Genomic DNA, 20,017 nt, shown 5'->3' on the forward strand with positions numbered 1-20,017 from the left:
ATGAATAAGCTTAAGGAAGCTCAATCCTCTTGCGTTCCTTTGATTCTTTGTACAGAACGATCTTTCTGCCGATGACCTGTACGACTTCTGAGTGCGTTCTCTCACTGAGCATAGATGCGATCTCTTTCGGATCATCGAGACAATTCTTTAAAACTGAGATCTTGACAAGCTCTCTAGCTTCAAGTGCCTCAGCAACCGATGCTGTAAATTCAGGTGTGAGTGATGACTTTCCTATGTTGAGTATAGGCTGAGTAGTCTGTGCCAGCCCTTTTAAATATGCTCTCTGTTTGCTGTTCATTTATCATATCTGACTGCCACGAAAGCAGCCATCTCCTTTACTTATTTTACTTATAATAATCAAACTCAAGGAAATACATTCTGACTGTATCTCCATCTACGCAGCCAAGTGCCTCAAGCTGTGTGAGAATTCCATTGTCTCTGAGGAACTTCTGGAAGAAGTCAAATCCCTTCTCTGATTCAAGGTTGGTGTAACCGAGCATCTTCTCGATACGAGGACCCTCAACGATGTATACGCCTTCCTCTTCGTCTGACTTTCTGACCTCAAATGGAAGCTCTGGATCATCCTGCATGGACAGATCTATCTCAGGCTCAAATTCAATGATCTCTCTAGGAGATGCTTTGACAAGGTCGTTGACATACCACAGGAGTTCATTTATGCCCTTTCCTGACACTGCAGATATAGGGAATATCTTATATCCCTGATCCTCGGGAAATTCCTCCTTCAGCATCTCTATAACTGTCTCATATCCAATATCATCGAGCAGATCGACTTTATTTGCAGCTATGACCTGTGGTCTGTTCTCTATGTCTTTGTTGTATTTCTTGAGCTCCTCATTGATGACATGTATGTCGTTGATAGGATCTCTGCCGTCAACTGAGGCTGCATCAACGATATGAATTATAACTTTTGTTCTCTCAATATGTCTGAGAAACTGCAGGCCAAGACCTGTTCCCTCCGAGGCGCCCTCTATGATTCCTGGAATATCAGCTATGACAAATCCGTTCTTGTCACCGAGGTCTACAACACCAAGATTTGGAACAAGTGTTGTAAAGTGGTACGCTGCAATCTTCGGACGCGCATTTGTCACTCTGGCAAGAAATGTTGACTTTCCAACACTTGGATATCCAACAAGGCCTACATCCGCGATACACTTAAGTTCCAGATCGACCGTGAGTTCCTTTGCAGGCTGTCCCGGCTGTGCATATTTTGGAGCCTGCATAGTGGATGTAACGTACGTTCTGTTTCCACGTCCGCCACGGCCTCCCTTCAAGAATACTACAGGTTCTTTCTTATATGCCATATCAAGTATGACTTTCCCTGTCTCGGAATCCTTTACAACAGTTCCAGGTGGAACCTTGAGTACTATGTCGGCACCATTGCTGCCGTGGCAGTTCTTCTTGCCACCCTCTTCGCCGTCTCCGGCTCTGTATTTTGTTACGTGTCTATAATTAGTAAGAGTATTCATTCCCTCGTCGACAACAAATATGACGTCTCCGCCATTGCCCCCATCTCCGCCGTCAGGACCGCCGTTTGGCACGTATTTTTCTCTTCGAAATGAAACGTGTCCGTCACCGCCCTTACCTGATCTCACATATATTCTGGCTCTATCGGCAAACATACAATACCGCCTTTCTGTGTCAGATATTCTCTACCGAATATTCAGTGTCTTAATTCAATATCTTAATTTAATGTCTTAATTGTCTGTGTCAAGTTCTACAGATACATATCTGCACACTATTTCATAGTATACCCTATATCTGCACTTTTGTCTGTAAAAAAAGACTGGAATAATAAAAATTACTCCAGTCTCTTGATAGTATTACTTATATATATCCAATATTACTCGTTAACTACTGGATAGATAGAAACCTGCTTCTTGTCTCTACCCTTTCTCTCAAATCTAACGATACCATCAGCTGTAGCAAACAGTGTGTCATCTCCGCCGATACCAACGTTAAGACCTGGGTGAATCTTTGTTCCACGCTGTCTGTAAAGGATGTTACCAGCCTTTACGAACTGACCGTCAGCTCTCTTAGCACCAAGTCTCTTGGACTCTGAGTCTCTGCCGTTCTTTGTAGAACCTACACCTTTCTTATGAGCGAAAAACTGAAGTTCCATCTTCATCATGTCAATTACACCTCCTTAAAGGTCATACAAATATAATCGCCATAGGATTCCTCAATTCCAGATATACCGATGACAAATGCCTGTATCAGAGTCTGTGCTTTGATATCAGGTGACTCCTTGAACATGAAATCCATATTGCCACTCTCCTGATCGCAATCTAGTGTGAAACTCACATCTGAAAGTTCTTCAATAGAGTTCAAAATAGTTATCGCAATAGCAGACACTGCACTGCATACGATATCATGTCCTGGATCATCATAACCGGCATGTCCATTCGTCTTAAATCCTATATAATCCGAATTGCTGTTCTGATAAATAACTACATCAATCATGTCTTATAATCGATACAATCAATAATTAAGCGTTGATCTTCTTGATCTCAACCTTAGTATATGACTGTCTGTGACCATTCTTCTTGTGATAGCCAGTCTTTCTCTTGTACTTGTAAACAATAACTTTCTTAGACTTGCCTTCACCAACTACTGATGCTGTTACAGATGCATTAGCAACTGCATCTCCACACTTAACGTCTGAATCAGTGCTTACTAAGATAACATCATCAAATGTTACTTCGCTTCCAGCCTCTGCTGCGAGCTTCTCAACCTTGATTACGTCTCCTTCAGCTACCTTGTACTGCTTACCGCCTGTTGCTATAATTGCGTACATGGTTAATACCTCCTTAATCAAACTCGCCAGTTTTGGTGGTGTCTGTTAACACACTTATACCTAACTGTGCGGCATACTCATATAATCTACCATCAAGGTGGTTATTTGTCAATAATTTTCAGATATATTTTTACAATATTTTTTACTAAGATAAACATCTTTAAATAAGCATTTCATGGAGCGGTCTCTTAAGTTTCTTTCTTGTAAGCTCGATGAGGCCTAGTTTTGTTATATCGACATACTTTGCTGGAACCGGATCATCTGCCAACTCTTTTATGAGTACATCGCGAATCTTGTATATGTCATCAGGATTTTTCATGTTGATAAAGTCTATGACTATGATTCCGGACAGATTTCTGAGTCTTAGCTGTCTACACGTCTCAACCGCCGCCTCAGTATTGACCTTCAGGATATGCTGTGACATATCCTTTCCTGAAACAGATTTACCTGTGTTGACATCCACAACCACCATGGCCTCTGTCTGCTGGATTATGAGATAAGCCCCCGATTTGAGCCATACTCTCTCTTTAAGTGCACCCTCGACTTCTTTTTTCAGGTTATATATTGCCGAAAGTGGGCAATTATCATTGGAATACAGAACTGCATTTATATCACAAAGACCTTTTTTGCCGGAGTATTCATTAAATACATTGAATATATCCAGATCATCGGTCACAAACTCATCTATCTTTTGGCTTCCGATAAGAGTAATGTTTTCTATATATTCAGGTGGATTCCTGAACAGACATGAGAAACACTTTCTTGTAGTCGCCGCCTTTAATATCTGTTCAAGTCTGCCGGCAAGATCATTTAACTCCTTTTTTATGACGTCGTGTTCTGCACCTGCCGCGTTTGTCCTGATAATACAACCCATATTGTCCGGAAGAGTTTCCTTTGCCAGTTTTTTTAGATCATCCCGGAGTTTTCTGCTACTTATCTTGCCTGATATTCCAATCTGGTTTCCGGTATGAACTACAGAATATTCGCCCCTGATGGTAAGCTCGGAGGATCCGACAGGATTCTTTGTCTTGACAGCATCCCTGCTGATCTGTACGACCACATCATCGCCGATCCTGAGCTTGGTGTGTTCTTTCCCATCGGCATATATGATGTCATTGTCATCAAGGCTGTAATAGCATGGCAGTTTATCTCCGTAGTCGATAAAACACGCATTTATATTGTCTACTATATTCGCAACCTTTCCCACATATATGTTGCCGAGAACAGTATCATTTTCAGACAGATTCAGGTCTGTGACTTTTCCATCGTGAATGGTTGCCTGAAGTATTTTATTTTCATAGTGTGTGACAACAAGTTTTCTCATTTTTATTTCCTTGATATTTAATATATTACTTTTTGAATTTCAAATAAGTAAAATGTATTTGAAATGTGATCTGTGTGTCGAATTGCTGCATATTAGGCAGCATCAAAATGATGTTCCAGCCTGATAAAGTGGCATGATACCGCCCTTAGGGGAATCCATATATGTTTCAAGCCTGTGTATATGGTAATGAAACTGGTTATGTTCAATGCCTGAAAACGAATAGAGTGCCTGCATGACAAGCTCCGGCTTCAGATTGTATTCGCTTCCTGTCGAGAGAAGCATGTACATGGAGTCACCTCTAAGTTCACATTTCATGATTCCCGGTTTAATATTCTCCTCACGTTCGCTTTTCTTGGTCTTTTTGAGTATCACGATCTCTTTTTGCACCATGAAATCCATCACACTGCCAAGCAATTTGGATTTTTCTTCAGTGGAACATTTTTCCTCAAATGTGATCACATAATCCGATGCAGACACTACTGACATGGAATTTTTTGCATCATCAGGAAGAAGGACGCACTCTGTTACATGCATCTCATCGACAGAGACGGCATTCAGGGCATCGACCATAGCCTTTGATGTTGAGACTGATTCAAACTCACCGTCAAAGTATTCCCCGTCAGATGTTATTCCCATGGCAAGAGGAGCTGCAAATGAGATTATCTGGTGAGGGGAATATCCCTTTGAATAGCTTACATCAAGACCTGCCCTCCTTATCTCTTTCTGAAAATATCTCATAACATCAAGATGACCTATGAATTTCAGATTGCCAAGCTTGGAGTATTTAATTCTTATTTTCAAAGCACACACCTCCTCCAAATCTTGCCGCACCACATCCTGAGCACTGCTGTCTACAGTTAGGAGTCACCTTTTCATTCTGGGCATTCTCCCACTCTCTCTCAAGGAATCCCCTTGTAACTCCTATATCTATGAAATCCCACGGAAGGATCTCGTCAACATTTCTGTCCCTGTATGTGTAAAAATCAATGTCAAGACCGTGCTTAGCCATGGAATTGTCCCAGTTTTCTTTTTTAAAGAACTCTGTCCATGCGTCATATATCTGTCCTGATCTGTAGACATCATATATGACGTCGCAGAGTTTTCTATCGCCCCTTGCAAGAAGTCCTTCTAGTATTGTTATGTCTGCCTCATGGTATTGGAATTTAAGGCTCTTATGGTTCTTCTCCTCGCGAAATCTATCCTTCACAAAGTAAGCTCTCTTGACAAATTCCTCAGGTCTTATCATCGGTGCCCACTGGAATGGTGTAAAAGGCTTTGGCACGAAATATGATGCAGAAGCTGTGACCATCACTCTGCCATTTCGCTCTTCCCTCGGAATATTTGCGAAAAACAGTTCTGTGATCTCCTCCGACAGGTCTGCGATTCCTGCAATATCGTCATAAGTCTCCGTAGGAAGTCCCATCATGAAGTAAAGCTTTACCTTGTCCCAGCCGCCCTTGAATGCCTTCAGGGCACCATTCATGATGTCCTCCTTGGTGAGCCCCTTATTTATGACATTTCTGAGTCTCTGCGTTCCTGCCTCCGGTGCAAATGTGAGGGAACTCTTCTTGACATCCTGGATTTTGCTCATAACATCAAGTGAGAAAGCATCTATACGCAGAGATGGTAGCGAGATATTTACGTGCTCATTGTCCATCTTCTCAATCAGGCAGTCGGTAAGTTCAGGGAGATCTTCATAATCACTGGATGACAGACTGCTGAAAGTGATCTCCTCATGTCCGGTACTTGCCAACATCTTCTCAGCATAGCCCTTTAGCATATCTACATTCTTAGGCCTTGTCGGTCTGTATATCATTCCCGCCTGGCAAAAACGACAGCCTCTTATGCAGCCTCGCATGATCTCCAACACGACTCTGTCCTGGGTGAGCTTCATAAATGACACGACCGGTTTTTCTGGATACGTCACCTTGCTGTGATCCATAACCACTGTCTTTGTAACTGTTGCCGGGACACCATCAAATTTCGGGCCAAAAGAGGCTATCGTTCCATCTTCATGATAAGTCACCTCATAGAGCTCTGGCACATAAAGTCCCGGAATGTTTGACACTTTTATGAGAAATTCTTGCCTTGTCATGTCGGAGTGCTTATAGACTTTGTAAAGTTCTAGCAACTCATCATACGATACTTCACCTTCACCCATGTAGAATATATCGAAAAAGTCTGCAATAGGTTCTGGATTATATGAGCAAGGGCCTCCACCGATTACAAGTGTGTCCCCTTTCTTACGGTCCTTGGTGCGCAGAGGAATACCTGATAGATCGAGCACCTGAAGAATATTCGTGTAACACATCTCATATTGAAGGGTTATACCCAGAAAATCAAAGTCTTTTATAGGATCCTGTGATTCTAATGCAAAAAGTGGTATGGCATGTTTTCTCATCTCAGCATCAAGATCCGGCCATGGCGAGTATACTCTCTCACACCATGTATCTTCCCTTCTGTTGAACATGTCATACAGTATCTGTATTCCAAGATGGGACATTCCTATCTCATATACATCGGGAAAACACATGCAGAAACGAACATCTATCTTGTCCTTCTCCTTGATCACACTGTTGTATTCGCCACCTATATATCTTGCGGGTTTTTCAACTTTCATCAGTATCTCATCCGATAACGCTAATTTTCTCATATATAAATTCCTTAAATATTTTTTCTTTTTATTCAATTACAGCAAAAGAGATGCGCACGAAATACGGAAGTTCCGTGCGCATCCACTGTTTATATCTATTATATCGATATGCGTATGAAATATCCATAATCCATATACGCGATATCCATACACGATCAGAATTAGTTCTTGAAGCTGTGAATAGGTGCAGGGATACGTCCACCTCTGTTGACGAACTTATCACATGCAAAGCTGTTTACAGGCATGATAGGTGCATATCCGAGAAGTCCTCCAAACTCAGCCTGATCCCCAAGCCCCTTTCCGATGACAGGGATAAGTCTGACAGCTGTAGTCTTCTGGTTTATCATACCAAGAGCCATCTCGTCCGCTATGATTCCTGAGATAGTTGCCGGTGATGTGTCACCCGGGATTGCAATCATATCAAGACCTACAGAACATACACAGGTCATAGCCTCAAGCTTCTCAAGTGTAAGGGCACCTGCTGAAACGGCATCGATCATTCTCTGATCCTCTGATACAGGTATAAATGCTCCTGAGAGTCCGCCCACATATGATGAAGCCATGACTCCGCCCTTCTTTACCTGATCGTTGAGCAGTGCAAGCGCTGCTGTTGTTCCAGGTGCTCCCGCATACTCAAGACCAATCTCCTCAAGTATCTCACCAACGCTATCGCCAATGGCAGGTGTAGGTGCAAGTGACAGGTCTACGATACCAAATGGCACGCCAAGCATCTTAGATGCCTCCTTGGCAACAAGCTGTCCAACTCTTGTAACCTTAAAAGCTGTCTTCTTGATAGTCTCACAAAGGATCTCAAAGTTCTCTCCTCTCACCTTCTCAAGAGCTTTCTTTACGACGCCAGGACCACTGACACCGACATTTATTACGCAATCTCCCTCTGTAACGCCGTGGAATGCTCCGGCCATGAAAGGATTGTCATCAGGTGCATTGCAGAATACAACGAGCTTTGCACATCCGATAGAGTCCTCATCCTTTGTGAGTTCAGCTGTGTGCTTGATCATCTCTCCGAGAAGCTTTACCGCATCCATATCAATACCAGTCTTTGTTGAACCGACATTGATTGAACTGCAGACCTTTCCTGTTGTTGAGAGAGCCTCTGGGATTGAACGGATGAGAAGCTCATCTGCAGGAGTCATGCCCTTGTTTACAAGTGCAGAATATCCGCCGATAAAGTTTACTCCTATAGTATCTGCTGCCTTATCGAGAGCCTTTGCTATCTTGACGAAATCCTCGCTTGTCTTGCAGACTGAACCGCCCACAAGCGCAATAGGTGTTACAGAAACTCGCTTATTTACTATTGGAATGCCATATCTTCTTGATATCTCCTGACCTGTTGACACAAGATCCTTGGCATATGTTGTTATCTTGTTATAAATCTTTGTGCATGTATCGTCTACATCTGCGCCTACACAATCTAGAAGACTGATACCCATTGTGATGGTACGAACATCCAAATTCATGTCTGAGATCATCTTATTGGTCTCAATTACTTCATTTATGCTAATCATGTATTTCCTCTTTTCCGTCGTCTGACTGTGTATTATTAAATTCTGTGCATTGTCTCAAATATCTTCTCGTGCTGTACCTTTATCTGAACTCCGATCTCGTCTCCGATCTGACCGAGCTCTGAAGCGATGAGCTCTGTTGATTTTGATGACTCCTGAGTGTCAACCACCATCATCATGTTGAAATACCCTGCAACTATAGTCTGTGATATGTCAAGTATATTGATCTGGTTGTTTGCCAGATATACACATACCTTAGCTGTGATTCCCACGCTGTCCTTACCTACTACAGTTATGATTCTCTTCTTCATTTCATTTATCCTCCTTGTTGATGATGATATCTGTCTCAGCAGACTCATCTTTTTTACTCCTTAAAAACCGTTCAGGCTTTCTGATCAATATATTAAGATCAGGCTTCTATAGCAGCCATCGGCACATCCCTTCTGGCAACTGCCAGACCAAATTCCCTTACATCGCTTGCAAATGAGTTGTCGGCAAGTTCCAGCTTGACTGTCTCGTATGCCAGTTCTTCAAAGTTGTTCTCCTTGCTCAGATGTCCAAGCAAAATCCCCTTTACGTGATCGTTGAGAAGTCTGTATATAAGCTGGCCTGAGAGCTCGTTTGACAGATGCCCGTAATTGCCGAGAATACGTCTTTTGAGATAATATGGGTAAGATCCCGCCTCGAGCATTCTCACATCATGATTGGCTTCAACTACCATTATATCCGAGTTGTCAAGTTTATCTACTATGTAATCGTTGAAATTCCCCATATCTGTTGCGATAGATATCTTTTTTCCATCTCCGTACAGGCTGTAACACACCGGATCTGTGGCATCATGCCATATGGATGAAGGATCTACAATTATATCGTTTATCAAGATCTTTTCATCTGGGCGTATCTCATGGAAAAGACCTTCATCAATACTTCCAAGAGATGACATGTTCTTCATCTCCATGATGGTCCCTGCTGTGGCGTATATAGGCACACCATGTTTTCTTGCCAGAACGCCGATTCCCTTTACATGGTCTATATGTTCATGTGTCACAAGAATCCCATTTAGCTCGGATGGCTTTAACCCTTCATCTTTCAGAGCTGTCTCCACTCTCTTGCAGCTTATACCTGCATCCACTAGAAGGTGTGTATTGTCATTTCCAACGTAATAGCAGTTTCCACTGCTGCCACTTGCTATGCTTAGTAATTTCATATCGTGTTCTTCTTATCTGTGTATTGTATGTTATTTACTGTTATCAGAACTCCATGGTCTCAGATTCATATGGCTGTAATATCTTCTGTCAAATCCATCAAATTCACCCAGATTAACAGCAGTCAGAGTTCCTTTAAACTCATATATTCTATCAATAAAAGACTCATCAATCAAGCACTTATGTGCCCCGTACAGTGATGTGTTTCCAGAAAATTCCGATTTTTCCCGAAAACTTTCAGGAAAGAGGCCGAGACTTACAGCGCTGGATATCCTCAGACTGCAGCCAAAACCGCCGGCAAGATAGACTTTTGAGATGTCTCTATCACATATACCCGCAATATCCATAAGCGATTCAATACCTGCACATATAGCCGCCTTTGCAAGCAGAAAGCTTCGTATCATATCCATATCGACAACGATTCCGCCTGCAAGTCTGTATCCATTTTCCAGATACTGGTCTGCAAGCACACCGTCATCACTTACGATGTGCAGTGTGTTGAGCCTGTAAAGCAGATCAAAGGCTGTTGTCGGCGCAGAGGTTCCTCTTTTTAACATTCCCTCAAATGCCGGACCGCAGGCACATGATGTCGCATATCCGATTCCTTGTTTTGCCAGAATCAATTCTCCGTTTGTTCCAAGATCCGCAAAAAGCTGATATGTGTCTGATCTGTCTATGTCACAAACCAACGCTCCACACAGCGCGTCAGCGCCGACAAAAGCACTCAGGTTTGGCAGGCATGTGATACTCATGTCAGCAAATGTATCAGTGTATGCGGAGTCTTCATACAACATTCCATCAAAGAAAACATTGCCAGGTATAGTTTCAGCATCAGCATTTCTAATGACAAATGGTGAATGTCCAAGATTGTCGAGAGTATATCCTTCAAGAATCGCATTCATGGTGGTGTTACCAGATACGACAACATGTGATATGCCTTCTGTTTCAGCAACCATATCATAAAGCTCGGACGCAAGCTTATGCGTCACAGCTTTTCTGAGATCGGTCAGACCAGCCTCAGTTGATCCCACTCCGATCCTTGATATGACATCACTTCCGTACTTTATCTGAGGATTCATGAATCCGCGTCTGTCTATAGCAATCCCTGTTGACATGTCAACCAGTTCCATTGCTATGGTGGTCGTTCCAAGGTCTATAGCTGCTCCAAGCTTCCGATTCTGCATCTTGGCAGAACTCTTTCCGATATCCGTTAAAGTCGTGTCTGCCATTTTAGATATGCCACTAAACTGATCATATCCTTGGGCATATGAGGTGAGTATGGACGTGTTATCATCACTGATAGTCACCGCAATATCTCGTGTCACCGTATATGCGCAGCTTTTTACAGAACCTTCACCCGCTATATCAACAAGACACCGCTGGCAGGTACCTCGCTTTCCACAATTTCCGCTGAATACATACCCTGCCCTGCTGAGAACGGAGAAGAGGTTGTCCCCCTGCCCGCACTCAATGAATCTATTATTGTTTACTGTTATTGTGATCTTATTGTTATCCAAGGTTAATTGTATATTCCTTTTGTCATTACTTCCTTTGGCTTGTAACCCTTATCGGCAAGTGTATTGATGATAAGCTGCTTGTGTTCAGGTCCAAATGCTTCCATGGTTATGACAAGCTCAACTGCTGAGTTTCTGTTGATCGAGACGAACTGGTTATGCTCGAGCTTGATGACATTTCCCTGAAGATCGGCTATGACCTTTGAAATATTCATCAATGCGCCAGGCTTATCCGGAAGAAGTGTAGACACTGTGAATATTCTGCTTCTGGCTATAAGTCCGTGCTGTACCAGTGATGCAAATGTGATCATGTCCATGTTGCCACCTGACAAAATACTTACAACTTTTGCACCTTTGACATCAAGATGCTTGAGAGCTGCAACTGTAAGAAGTCCTGAGTTCTCCACTAGAAGCTTGTGATTTTCAAGCATATCAAGGAAAGACACGATGAGTTCATTATCCTCAACGGTGATGATGTCATCAATATTCTTCTGTATATAAGGGAATATCTTGCTTCCCGGAGTCTTTACTGCGGTACCATCTGCAATAGTATCCACATAAGGAAGTGTTGTCACTTTCTTATTTTTAAGTGATACCTGCATACAGTTTGCACCTGCAGGCTCAACACCTATAACCTTTATGTTAGGATTCATCATCTTAGCAAGAGTTGAAACGCCTGTTGCCAGACCACCTCCTCCGATAGGAACGAGTATGTAGTCGACAAACGGAAGCTCTTTTATAATCTCCATTGCAACTGATCCCTGACCTGTGGCAACATCGAGATCATCAAAAGGATGGATAAACGTATATCCCTTATCCTCAGCAAGCTCCAGTGCATATGCGCATGACTCATCGTATACATCTCCGTATAATATAACCTCTGCTCCATATGCCTTTGTCCTATTCACCTTGATAAGCGGTGTTGATGAAGGCATGACAATTGTTGCCTTTACTCCATATGCCTTAGCGGCGTATGCAACACCCTGGGCATGGTTTCCGGCCGATGCTGTTATAAGTCCCTTCTGTCTCTCCTCATCAGTGAGAGTGCTGATCTTGTAGTAGGCTCCTCTAATCTTGTATGCCCCGGTTTTCTGCAGATTTTCAGGCTTAAAATAGACCTTGTTTCCTGTTAATCCGCTGAAGTAGTCACTGTATATAAGCTTTGTGGGAAGAACCACCTTCTGAACGAGTTCATAGGCCTCCTCAAATTTAGCAAGTGTCAGTTTGTCAGTTGTCTTCTCTTCTGCCATTTTCCAAAAGTCTCCTTATATGTTATTCAAAGTTATAAGTTAAGTTAAATTTGATATTATAATCAGAAATACATGTGTTGTTCAGAGATATTACTCGTCCTCATCAATCAACATATCTATCTCTGAACGATCCTCGTCAAAGTCAGCAAACAATGCATTTACATACGCCTGTGGATCAAATCTCTGGAGATCTCCTATCTTCTCTCCTACACCTATGAATTTTACAGGAACATCAAGTTCTGACTGAATAGCTATGGCAATACCACCCTTTGCTGTTCCGTCAAGCTTTGTTATGACTATACCGTCAAGCTCTGTTACGTTACTGAACTGTCTTGCCTGCTCAAGTGCATTCTGACCGGTTGTTCCATCAAGTACAATGAGCGCCTCAACATTTGCCTCCGGATAATCGCGTGTGATTATCCTTCTCATCTTTGCAAGCTCATCCATGAGATTTTTCTTGTTGTGAAGTCTTCCCGCTGTATCAACAAGCAATATATCGGTATTTCTTGCCTTTGCCGCAGCTACAGCATCATATACTACAGCAGCAGGATCCGCGCCCTCATTGTGTGATATTATATCTACCTGTGCTCTGTCTGCCCATGTCTTAAGCTGATCGATCGCTGCAGCTCTGAATGTATCTGCTGCCGCCATGAGGACTCTCTTACCCCTCTGTCTGTACTGCGCAGCGAGCTTTCCTATAGTGGTCGTCTTTCCAACTCCGTTTACGCCGATGACGAGAACAACAGTCTTTTTATTCTCAAAGTCATATGCTGACTCGTCAACTGACATCTGGTCTCTGATTATGTTTATCACTAGTTCCTTGCAGGCTGCAGGCTCCTTGATGTGGGAATCCTCAACTCTCTGTTTGAGATCTTCGATTACTTTCTCGGTGGTCTCATATCCCATGTCGGCCATTATGAAGGTCTCCTCAAGGTTCTCATAGAAATCATCATCTATGTGGGAAGCACCAAATACATCAGCAAAGCTCTCCACGATATTGTTTCTAGTCTTTGCAAGTCCTTCCTTGAGTCTTGCAAAGAAGCCTTTTTTCTCTTTCTTCTCATTCTTGTTCAGAATATCTTTATTTTCCTCTGACATACCATACCTCCTGTCTCATTATAAAAATGTAAATATCTTTATATCTGTTTACTTGTCAAGATCATTTTCTATCAGGTTTACAGATACGAGAGTTGAAACTCCCTTCTCCTGCATCGTTATACCGTACAGTATATCCGCAGCCTCCATAGTACCTTTTCTGTGGGATATAACTATGAACTGTGTATCCTTTGTAAGCCTGTTCAGATACTGTGCAAATCTTCTTACGTTAGAATCATCCAGGGCAGCCTCTATCTCGTCAAGAAGACAGAATGGAGATGGCTTAAGACTCTGTATCGCAAATAGCAGAGCTATGGCTGTGAGTGATTTCTCTCCACCTGAGAGCTGCATCATGTTTTGGAGTTTCTTTCCAGGCGGCTGTGCGATAATCCTTATTCCTGTCTCAAGAAGGTCATCCGAATCCACAAGTTCAAGAGCGCCGCGGCCACCGCCGAAAAGTTCCTTGAATACCTTGTCAAACATTACCTGTATCTCTTTAAACTTCTCTGCAAACTGCTGCTGCATGTTTTTTTCAAGCTCGGCTATGATATTTACAAGGTTTGTCTCGGCGCACACTATATCGTCATGCTGTCCCTTTAAGAATTCATATCTCTCAGAGACCTCCTTGTAATCGTCAATGGCATTGACATTGACATCACCGAGGGACTTGATCTTTGCCTTGACAGCTGTTATTTCTTTCTTGAGTGCCGGAAGCTCTGGCAGCTTTTCATCTCTGAGCTCTTTTGCTGCACTGTAGGTTATCTCGTATTCTTCCCACATGTAGCTGCTGAGTTCATCGGATTTCTCACTGCTCTTTTCGATTATCGATGTGAGCTTGTATGAATCCTTTTCAAGTCCGGCGATCTTTTCGGAAAGCTCCTCACGCTTTGCAAAGAATTCCTTGTGACTTTGCTGAAGTTCCTCGCGTTTGGCAGAAAACTCAGCAACCTTGTCCTCGTTCTCCGTGATGCTGCCGGATCTCGATTCTATGTCAGATCTTATCGACTCTATCTTATTCTCAAGTTCTGTTATCTCGGCAAACGAAGTCTCGACACGGCTTGTAAAGCTTTCAAGCTCCTCACGGTTCTTTTCAAGATCGATATTGATCCTTCGGATATTTTCGACAATAAAGTCATCCCTTTGCTTTATGGAGTTGAACTTTATCATAAGCTCGGATACCTTTGCGTTTGCAGCGGCGAGCTTATCTTTGTTCTCCTGGCTATGGCTTTCTAGTTCATCGACCCTGGCCTCAGCCTCAAGCCTCATTGCCTCATGCTTTTTATTGTTGTCAGCAAGGGAGTTTTTATTGTTGTTTATCTCAGCTATCTGATTGTTGAGCTCAGACATCTCTTTTTCTATTGATGCCGTCATCTTCTCTGATTCAGCAAGCTTTTCCTTCACCTGATTAAGACTCATCGTGAGGGTGTTCTTCATGAGATAAGCCTTCTGGAGCTCGGAGTTATATTTATCAATATCCTGTCTCAGCTGTTCCCTTGATGCTTTCAGCTCCTCGTCAAGCTTTGCAGCTCTTGCAGCCGTTCCCTTGAGATGCTCTATCTGTTCCTTGAGTTCATCAAGCTCCCTCTTTCGTCCGAGAAGGTTGCTTGAATTTCTAAATGCTCCACCGGTAAGTGAACCGCCCGGATTGATAAGCTCACCCTCGATGGTAACCAGTCTTAATGACTGATTATTCTTTCTGGCAACTGCCAGTGCATTATCTATATTGTCAACCACTATTATCCTGCCAAGGAGATTCCTGGCAAGGATTGAAAACTTAGGATCGACATCCACAAGGTCTGAGGCAACACCTATAACGCCTTTTTCTTTGAGAACATCATTCCTTATGGAGCCTCTGTCTGTTATTGTATTGAGTGGGAGAAATGTTGCCCTTCCCAGTTTGTTACTCTTAAGATATGAGATCATTCTCTTTGCAGTTGCGTCATCCTCTGTGACAATGTTCTGTATGCTTCCACCAAGTGCGGTCTCCACTGCAACCTCATATTGCTGTTTAACTGTGACTATATCAGCTACAACTCCTATTATTCCAGGATTGTGCTGTTTCTGCTCCATAACACGCCTTATGCTGTTTCCGTATCCGTCGTAACGCTCTGTAATATTTCGAAGTGCCTCCATCTTGGATCTGGTTGCGGAAAGCTTTTCGTTTGTGTTATGTATCAGTTCTCTGTTTGTCTTATTTCTGCTCTGGTTATCCTCCAACTGCTCTGTGGCATTGTCGAGATCTGCAAGAACAGACTTTACACTCTCCTCAAGCTCTGTAAGCTGGTTCGAAAGATCCTCAAACTCTTTTCTATCACCAGCATCATCGCTCTTTGATTGCAGAAGTCTCTGGTTAAGCTGTGTCTTACGGAAATTGATATTCTCCAGCATGGCGTCATATCTGCCGACCTTTGCCTGGAGTGTACCGCTCTCATGGACATACTCGATTATGTCAGTTTTGCAGTTCTCTATCTCCTGCTGGCACTCCTCAATATATCTGGACATTTTCTCGCTTTGCTTTCTAGCTTCCTGCAGTTCGTTTTCTACATCCGAACTTGAATCGTCCAGATTGTCCTTCTGTGAAGTGTACTCTGCAAGCTCACGCTCTCCAGCTTCGATCTGAGCATTTATCCTATCAATCTGCTCATGGATATTCTTGTCGTTCATCTTGAGGGTTATGATCTGCTGGTTTATAACATTTATCTCACCCTCTGCGCGCTCCTTGGCAAGTCTGCCCTCATGAATCTCGTTTTTGGATGAATCAATAACAGAATTGAGCTGCTCTATCGTGTTTTCAATCTGCTCGTACTCTTCCTTTGTCTGTTCGTAGAGATTCCTATTTTCTTCAATGTCATCATTTACGATCTCAAGTCTTGCCTGATCACGTTCTAGATCAGCTCTGAGTTTTTCTATCTCAAGAAGAAATGCATTGACATCAAGATTTTTCAGTTCGGATTTGAAAGCAAGATATTTTCTTGCCGTATCAGATTGTTCCTTGAGGGGACCGACCTGCTTTTCAAGTTCCTTTAAGATGTCATTAACTCGGCTCAGATTGTCTCTCTCAGCTTCAAGAGCCTTCTCTGTTGCCGCTTTGTTCTTCTTGAATTTAACGATACCGGCCGCTTCGTCAAAGAGCTCACGGCGCTCCTCCGGTTTACCGTTAAGTATCTTCTCTATCTGACCCTGTCCGATGATCGAGTATCCCTCCTTACCTATACCAGTATCAAAGAAAAGGGAGTAGACATCCTTGAGTCTGCTCACGGTTCCGTTGATAAGATACTCTGATTCTCCCGACCTGTATACTCTTCTGGCAACAGTAACTTCGCCGTAATCTATAGGAAGACTGTGGTCGCTGTTGTCAAGGGTTATCGCAACATATGCGGATCCCTGAGGCTTACGGAGCTGTGTTCCGGAGAAAATGACATCCTCCATCTTAGAGCCTCGAAGGCTTTTAGCACTCTGTTCACCGAGAACCCATCTGACAGCATCGGCGACATTACTCTTGCCGGAACCGTTAGGACCGACAATACATGTGATGCCATGATTAAATTTAAATACTATTTTATTGGCAAATGATTTGAAACCATTTACCTCTATACTCTTTAAATACATATGTTAATCCTGCTTTTTTCTTAATTGTAACAATGTCTTATATGCGGCCATCTGCTCAGAGGTCTTTCTGTTGGGTCCCTCACCTCTGGCTGTGACTTTGCCATTGATAACCGCATCTGATACAAATATCTTGCTGTGTTCCGGACCTCGCTCCTCTATAAGTTCATAGCTGAGCTGCCTGCCATGCTTCTGGCAGAATTCCTGAAGCGTTGATTTTGCATCGTAAAAGAGAGATTTTGTCTCAACGTCATCGAGAAGAAATCTGTGAACAAACTCCTTTGCAGGTTCAATGCCCCCATCGAGGTACATGGCGCCAAGAACCGACTCAAAGAGATCACACAATATTGATTTTCTCTTTCTGCCTCCGGTCAGTTCCTCCCCCTTGCTGAGACGGACATAATCCCCGTAGCCCAGACTCTCAGATATCTGAGAGAGGGTAAATTCACATACCAGGCTCGCCCTGAGTTTTGTGAGTCTGCCCTCCTCGTACTCTTTCTTTTTTAGAAAAAGGTATTCACTCACGATATATTCCAAAATTGCATCACCCAGAAATTCCAATCTTTCATAGGAATCTGTCTTATTTACTTTGAGTTCGTTGGCAAATGATGTATGTGTCAATGCTGTGATAAGCAAATTTATATCTTTGAACTGGTATCCGATCTTTTTTTCAAGTTCATCATAATTTCTATTCATGCCTGCCATTATGCCTGTTCCTCACTGATCTTTTCAGCAATCTTGGCATTTACGCCGGTCTCACTGAAACTTATACACTGGAATATAGCACTCTTAACCTCTTCGTTGTGTGAGTTACCATGAATCTTTACCACCAGGCCTTTGAGACCTAAGAGAGGTGCTCCACCCTTTGTCTTGGCATTGAATCTTTCTTTGAGTTCGCCGAGTGAACCCTTTATCAGTGCTCCACCTATCTTAGATTTAAATGAAGACATAACAGCCTTCTTGATCTCACCGAGAAGCATCTTTGCAAGGCCCTCATAGAGCTTTAATATGACATTACCCACAAATGCCTCACACACGATGACATCGGCTGCGCCGTTAGGTATCTCACGGGCTTCTATGCTTCCTATGAAATTGATATCCTTGCACTCTTTGAGAAGTGGATATGTCTCTTTTACGAGGGCATTGCCCTTCTCCTCCTCATCACCGATATTGACTATCGCAACGCGGGGCTTTTCAATCTTTTCGATATTCTCCATATATACTGTACCCATCTTGGCAAACTGAACGAGATGTTCTGGTCTGGCATCAACATTCGCGCCACAGTCTATGAGCAGTGAATATCCCTTGGTTGTAGGGATGAGCGGTGCAAGAGGTGATCTCTTAACACCCTTTGATCTTCCTACAATGAGCTGACCTCCGGCAAGTATAGCACCTGAGCTTCCGGCTGATACGATAGCATCAGCCTCACCGTTTTTAACCATATTCATACCAACTGTGAGTGATGAGTCCTTTTTGCTTCTGATAGCCTGTACTGGTGCATCATGACAGGTTATTTCCTCTGTGCAGTTCTTTATCTCGATCTTGGAAGTGTCGTATGTATACTTGGCAAGTTCGCCCTTTATCACAGCCTCCTTACCGGTAAGTATTATATGAGCTTTTGCACCTTCATTTACAGCCTCAACAGCACCTCTGATTATCCATTCAGGTGCATAATCTCCGCCCATAGCATCTACAACTATTCTTGTGTCTCCCATATCTGATTCTCCTTTTTGTGTATCAATTATCACAAACAAATTGTTTCGTATTTATATATGATGCGTCATACCCTGCACAATAAATCTAAAAAAGGGCATAAACACACAAAGTCATTATATATTTCCATAAAGTCAAAGTCAAATGATTACCAAAACAAAAATAAAAACATGGTACATAGAATAAAATTCCATATACCATGTTCAGACTGTATAATTTTAAAACAGTTAGCCTCTTATTATGTAACGTCTGTTATAATAAATATCAATTCTTCCTCCATGGAAGTACTCCTGAATGTTGTGTGTAAGTTTTCTGATAAACTCAAGACAAGCCTTCAGAATAGTGTCACACTCAATCTTATCATATCGATTACCTCTTTCCCCGTTGTAAACCATCCATCCTACATCATCAGATTGTATACAAACAGCAGCTTCCTGATATCCACCAATGTGATAAGCAGTGCATGGAAATCTCTTTTTTACTACTTTGTCTAAAGCAGCCAGATATTTTTCTGAATCCATAAAAATTCCCCTTTAGTAGATAACCGTCTTCTCATTTCAAGGTGATTGACTGCATATTTTATAACGCTATGCTGTTTTTAATACTTACTTTCCTTTTACTTTTCTCAATGATATTATCTCTTATCGCTTTATCCCTTCATTGCTTTTACATCACGTATTTTCCTTTTGAAGAAACAAAAACTGGATTTGATTCTTCAAAAGATTTTGGCGCCCGATAGGTTTCGGCTGGCAAATATCTTATAATTATGGCTTTCTAATAAGTTCAGTATGCCATCTATTCAATACTTATAACCTAGTCATCGGCAAATAATATCGAATTCTTTATAGAAATTCTGGAAAAGAATATATTGATGTACATAAAAAGAGGAATACGTGTTTGTCAAAGCATAGAAAAAAGTTATCGGAGTATATATCCTTTTCTTGACTATTAGAATAATAACAATGTATATAGAAAAATCAGGATTAGATATGGATTTCGGAATTGTAAATCAAATTATACTTGAAATTACCAAGTAATTGCATATTAATAAATCAATTATGTTAAATTCGGGCTATCCTATAGAATGAGATTGAGCGAAAGTCGCTCAATCCCTTGATTCTATAGCATTTTTTGCTTACTCAGCAACTGAAATAATCTCTTTCTTGTTGTATGAACCGCAGTTCTTACAAACTCTGTGTGGAACCATTAACTCGCCACACTTGCTGCACTTAACTAATGCTGGTGCAGACATCTTCCAGTTAGCTCTTCTCTTATCTCTTCTTGCCTTTGAGCTCTTATTCTTTGGACAAATTGACATT

19 protein-coding genes are annotated in these 20,017 nt (G+C 42.2%); all 19 read right to left on the minus strand.

The features are described from left to right. Positions 1-10: 10 nt before the first annotated feature. On the minus strand, positions 11-298 hold the full coding sequence (gene yhbY / locus NQ536_RS06580) for a ribosome assembly RNA-binding protein YhbY (protein WP_004850951.1): 288 nt from the start codon (positions 296-298) through the stop codon (positions 11-13). 46 nt (positions 299-344) lie between these two features. Then, positions 345-1,640 carry a GTPase ObgE gene (gene obgE / locus NQ536_RS06585; protein WP_004850949.1) on the minus strand — a complete coding sequence of 432 codons (1,296 nt, stop codon included), beginning with the start codon at positions 1,638-1,640 and terminating at the stop codon, positions 345-347. A gap of 221 nt (positions 1,641-1,861) precedes the next feature. Continuing rightward, a complete protein-coding gene (gene rpmA, locus NQ536_RS06590) occupies positions 1,862-2,149 on the minus strand; it encodes a 50S ribosomal protein L27 (protein WP_004850948.1) in 288 nt (95 codons plus the stop codon). Positions 2,150-2,154: 5 nt separating this feature from the next. Further along, positions 2,155-2,481, minus strand: coding sequence for a ribosomal-processing cysteine protease Prp (locus tag NQ536_RS06595; protein WP_004850945.1), 327 nt, complete (start codon positions 2,479-2,481; stop codon positions 2,155-2,157). A gap of 25 nt (positions 2,482-2,506) precedes the next feature. After that, a complete protein-coding gene (gene rplU, locus NQ536_RS06600; protein ID WP_004850943.1) occupies positions 2,507-2,815 on the minus strand; it encodes a 50S ribosomal protein L21 in 309 nt (102 codons plus the stop codon). A gap of 160 nt (positions 2,816-2,975) precedes the next feature. After that, on the minus strand, positions 2,976-4,139 hold the full coding sequence (locus NQ536_RS06605; protein ID WP_004850941.1) for a ribonuclease E/G: 1,164 nt from the start codon (positions 4,137-4,139) through the stop codon (positions 2,976-2,978). Positions 4,140-4,241: 102 nt separating this feature from the next. Next, positions 4,242-4,940: a TIGR03936 family radical SAM-associated protein gene (locus NQ536_RS06610; protein WP_004850938.1), complete on the minus strand. Its 699-nt coding sequence runs from the start codon at positions 4,938-4,940 to the stop codon at positions 4,242-4,244. Next, on the minus strand, positions 4,924-6,792 hold the full coding sequence (locus NQ536_RS06615) for a TIGR03960 family B12-binding radical SAM protein (RefSeq protein WP_004850936.1): 1,869 nt from the start codon (positions 6,790-6,792) through the stop codon (positions 4,924-4,926). Before NQ536_RS06615 ends, NQ536_RS06610 begins: the two co-directional genes overlap by 17 nt. A gap of 161 nt (positions 6,793-6,953) precedes the next feature. Next, a complete protein-coding gene (locus NQ536_RS06620; RefSeq protein ID WP_004850934.1) occupies positions 6,954-8,318 on the minus strand; it encodes a PFL family protein in 1,365 nt (454 codons plus the stop codon). A 35-nt stretch (positions 8,319-8,353) separates the two neighbouring features. Beyond that, a complete protein-coding gene (locus NQ536_RS06625) occupies positions 8,354-8,626 on the minus strand; it encodes an ACT domain-containing protein (RefSeq protein ID WP_004850932.1) in 273 nt (90 codons plus the stop codon). Positions 8,627-8,724: 98 nt separating this feature from the next. After that, entirely contained in the window at positions 8,725-9,522 is a 798-nt protein-coding gene (locus tag NQ536_RS06630; protein ID WP_004850930.1) for an MBL fold metallo-hydrolase, read from the minus strand. Positions 9,523-9,552: 30 nt separating this feature from the next. After that, the gene (locus tag NQ536_RS06635; protein WP_004850928.1) at positions 9,553-11,037 is read right to left on the minus strand and encodes an ASKHA domain-containing protein; all 1,485 of its coding nucleotides are present in this window, start codon (positions 11,035-11,037) and stop codon (positions 9,553-9,555) included. 2 nt (positions 11,038-11,039) lie between these two features. Beyond that, complete coding sequence (gene ilvA, locus NQ536_RS06640) at positions 11,040-12,284, minus strand: threonine ammonia-lyase (RefSeq protein WP_004850926.1); 1,245 nt, start codon at positions 12,282-12,284, stop codon at positions 11,040-11,042. Positions 12,285-12,374: 90 nt separating this feature from the next. Beyond that, positions 12,375-13,382, minus strand: a complete 1,008-nt coding sequence (gene ftsY, locus NQ536_RS06645; protein WP_004850924.1) for a signal recognition particle-docking protein FtsY — start codon at positions 13,380-13,382, stop codon at positions 12,375-12,377. A 48-nt stretch (positions 13,383-13,430) separates the two neighbouring features. Then, positions 13,431-16,988: a chromosome segregation protein SMC gene (gene smc, locus NQ536_RS06650; protein WP_004850922.1), complete on the minus strand. Its 3,558-nt coding sequence runs from the start codon at positions 16,986-16,988 to the stop codon at positions 13,431-13,433. A 3-nt stretch (positions 16,989-16,991) separates the two neighbouring features. Continuing rightward, on the minus strand, positions 16,992-17,681 hold the full coding sequence (gene rnc / locus NQ536_RS06655) for a ribonuclease III (RefSeq protein ID WP_044998010.1): 690 nt from the start codon (positions 17,679-17,681) through the stop codon (positions 16,992-16,994). An 8-nt stretch (positions 17,682-17,689) separates the two neighbouring features. Beyond that, positions 17,690-18,700 carry a phosphate acyltransferase PlsX gene (plsX, locus tag NQ536_RS06660; RefSeq protein ID WP_022058976.1) on the minus strand — a complete coding sequence of 337 codons (1,011 nt, stop codon included), beginning with the start codon at positions 18,698-18,700 and terminating at the stop codon, positions 17,690-17,692. Between the two features lie 225 nt (positions 18,701-18,925). Further along, positions 18,926-19,219: a hypothetical protein gene (locus NQ536_RS06665; protein WP_004850917.1), complete on the minus strand. Its 294-nt coding sequence runs from the start codon at positions 19,217-19,219 to the stop codon at positions 18,926-18,928. Between the two features lie 614 nt (positions 19,220-19,833). Further along, a complete protein-coding gene (gene rpmF / locus NQ536_RS06670; RefSeq protein WP_004850916.1) occupies positions 19,834-20,016 on the minus strand; it encodes a 50S ribosomal protein L32 in 183 nt (60 codons plus the stop codon). Position 20,017 lies beyond the last annotated feature (1 nt).

The organism is Coprococcus eutactus (assembly GCF_025149915.1).
Lineage (GTDB): Bacteria > Bacillota > Clostridia > Lachnospirales > Lachnospiraceae > Coprococcus > Coprococcus eutactus.